This window comes from Chamaesiphon sp. OTE_20_metabat_361 (assembly GCF_031364565.1).
In genome coordinates this window covers 1-2,191 of record NZ_JANLWO010000627.1, presented here as the reverse complement: position 1 = coordinate 2,191, position 2,191 = coordinate 1, and the positions used below count along the sequence as shown (strand labels likewise).

Sequence of the window (2,191 nt, the reverse complement as noted above, 5' to 3'; positions counted from 1 at the left end):
AAATAGCTAGCGCATGACTAACTCTATTCCACTTTCGTATCCAGGATTCAAAAGCCACTCAATCCGAGATGGTTACAACATACCAAGGGATGAACAAATGTCTGAAGGTATCACTTTTAGCAACGCCGCTCGGATCAAAGTAATTGGCGTGGGCGGCGGCGGCAGCAATGCGGTAAATCGGATGATTGCCAGCGATATCGAAGGCATCGAGTTTTGGACGATGAATACTGACGCGCAAGCTTTATCCCACTCCGATGCAACGCGGCGGATTCAACTAGGTCAAAAACTCACCCGAGGACTCGGTGCTGGTGGCAATCCCGCCATCGGTCAAAAAGCTGCTGAAGAATCTCGTGAAGAAATCGCGCACGCTCTCGAAGGAGCAGACCTCGTTTTTATTACGGCTGGAATGGGAGGTGGAACTGGCACGGGTGCAGCCCGCATCGTGGCAGAAGTTGCCAAGGAAATGGGTGCTCTGACTGTCGGTGTTGTCACGCGTCCCTTCACCTTTGAAGGACGTCGGCGCACCAACCAAGCAGAAGAAGGGATTAGTGGACTGCAAAGCCAAGTTGATACCTTAATTATCATTCCCAATGATAAACTGCTCCAAGCGATCAACGAGCAAACCCCCGTCCAAGAGGCATTTCGGATTGCAGATGACGTACTGCGATCGGGTGTACAAGGCATCTCGGATATTATCACTATCCCGGGGCTGATCAACGTTGACTTTGCCGATGTGCGCACGGTAATGGCTGACGCTGGTTCGGCACTGATGGGCATTGGTGAAGGCTCGGGCAAATCTCGCGCGCGGGAAGCCGCTATTCAGGCAATTACTTCGCCACTACTCGAATCTTCGATCGAAGGTGCGCGCGGGGTCGTCTTGAACATCACTGGGGGTGCGGATATGACCCTGATTGAAGTCAATACCGCTGCGGAAACGATTTACGAAGTTGTCGATCCCAATGCGAATATTATCTTTGGTGCGGTAATCGATCCGCAGATGCAGGGCGAAATGCGAATTACGGTGATTGCGACCGGATTTACAGGCGAGATTGCCGAACCCAGCAGCCGTCCTCGGGCAGCCAGCGTACCTGCCCGCACGAATCCAGCGCCTCAATCCGAACCGCGCAAACAAACGAATGAGATCCCAAAACCTCAGCCGCCTCAAAATGCTGGTGCTGACTTACCTGCTTTCTTGCAAAATCGTCGCCCTAAATAAATCTGCTTTAGACGACGCTCTGACAAGTGGCAGTAACTATCGATCGGTTGCTGCTACTAGTTTGCGGTAGAGTTGATGTCGAACGTCAACAGCATCAACACCAGCGCCAAGCAGTTGGTAGCTATAAGTCTGGCTTTAAATCTCAGTCTCGATCCATTGTCGATAGTTGATGTTACACTCACATTCAACTACAATCGACAATTAAGTTGCTGCGGAAGTAATTACTGTACACAGCAATGTCTCCCCATACCAACAAAATGTATCAGCTTAGATCGACCCGAAAATTATGAACCAACAACAGCAGTATAACATCCCTTCAAACACAAGAACTATGTCTTTAAAACAATTAAATGTGAAAATTCCCGAACAAGAACTAAGAATTCTCGAAGCTTTTGCCGAGAAAACCGAACGCACCAAAACCGATATTATTAGGGAATTTATTAGATCTTTACAAGCTAAGATCTGATCGAGTACCCGATCGGTCGATCGGGCAGATCTAAATTACAGTCATAATTGGCTAACTAGAAAGTAATTATTAATTATTAATTATTAATTATTAATTATTAATGGTGTTCCTGGATTGAGGTATGAAACCCTGGGTAGGGGTAATTCATGAATTACCCCTACCCAGGGTTTCATCGATTGCAGTTTGATAAATCATACCCAAATCCAGCAACGCCTTTATTAATTATTAATTATCGAACGACCGATTAGTAGTTAGCGGCTGCGACCGCAAAAATATTAGTATAATTAGGTTATGTTCGTCTCTATATCGTAACTAATTGTGTTACCTTCACAACCGAATCGGCGATCGCCGATTCGTCTCGCTATTTTTGGGATTTGTCGGTCTGGATTGTTTTAAAGACATAGTTCTTGTGTTTGAAGGGATGTTATACTGCTGTTGTTGGTTCATAATTTTCGGGTCGATCTAAGCTGATACATTTTGTTGGTATGGGGAGACATTGCTGTGTACAG

Annotated in this window: 3 protein-coding genes; all 3 read left to right on the top strand. The window is 46.4% G+C overall.

Annotated features, from left to right (window positions below; genetic code table 11):
* The first annotated feature begins 13 nt into the window (after window positions 1–13).
* A complete protein-coding gene (gene ftsZ, locus RMO35_RS17940) occupies window positions 14–1,216 on the top strand; it encodes a cell division protein FtsZ (protein ID WP_309742787.1) in 1,203 nt (400 codons plus the stop codon).
* Window positions 1,217–1,242: 26 nt separating this feature from the next.
* The gene (locus RMO35_RS17935; protein WP_309742785.1) at window positions 1,243–1,386 is read left to right on the top strand and encodes a hypothetical protein; all 144 of its coding nucleotides are present in this window, start codon (window positions 1,243–1,245) and stop codon (window positions 1,384–1,386) included.
* A 161-nt stretch (window positions 1,387–1,547) separates the two neighbouring features.
* Window positions 1,548–1,682, top strand: coding sequence for a ribbon-helix-helix protein, CopG family (locus RMO35_RS17930; RefSeq protein WP_015157766.1), 135 nt, complete (start codon window positions 1,548–1,550; stop codon window positions 1,680–1,682).
* Window positions 1,683–2,191: the final 509 nt, after the last annotated feature.